Genomic DNA, 590 nt, shown 5'->3' on the forward strand with positions numbered 1-590 from the left:
GCTATTAACACTACCCCCTTCCTCCTCGCTGAAAGTGCTTTACAACCCGAAGGCCTTCTTCACACACGCGGCATGGCTGGATCAGGGTTGCCCCCATTGTCCAATATTCCCCACTGCTGCCTCCCGTAGGAGTCTGGGCCGTGTCTCAGTCCCAGTGTGGCTGATCATCCTCTCAAACCAGCTAGAGATCGTCGCCTTGGTGAGCCTTTACCCCACCAACTAGCTAATCTCACTTGGGTTCATCCGATGGCGTGTGGCCCGAAGGTCCCACACTTTGGTCCGTAGACATTATGCGGTATTAGCCACCGTTTCCAGTGGTTGTCCCCCGCCATCGGGCAGATCCCCAAGCATTACTCACCCGTCCGCCGCTCGTCATCACCCGAAGGCATGTTACCGCTCGACTTGCATGTGTTAGGCCTGCCGCCAGCGTTCAATCTGAGCCATGATCAAACTCTTCAATTAAAGTTTTGACTCAGTAGTACTGACTAATAAATTAACATTGGTCACTCATACTGATTATTCGTTTGCACGTATCAACACAAGTACCCACACAGATAATTGATTGCTTATTGTTAAAGAGCAGTGCTTCA

The 590-nt window shown here is 51.0% G+C and carries 1 rRNA gene; it reads right to left on the minus strand.

Features of this window, described 5'->3' with window-relative positions:
* Positions 1-462 (minus strand): 16S ribosomal RNA (locus QWY20_RS18510); the annotation flags it as partial.
* Positions 463-590 lie beyond the last annotated feature (128 nt).

Source organism: Alkalimonas cellulosilytica, assembly GCF_036325985.1.
Classification (GTDB): domain Bacteria; phylum Pseudomonadota; class Gammaproteobacteria; order Enterobacterales; family Alteromonadaceae; genus Alkalimonas; species Alkalimonas cellulosilytica.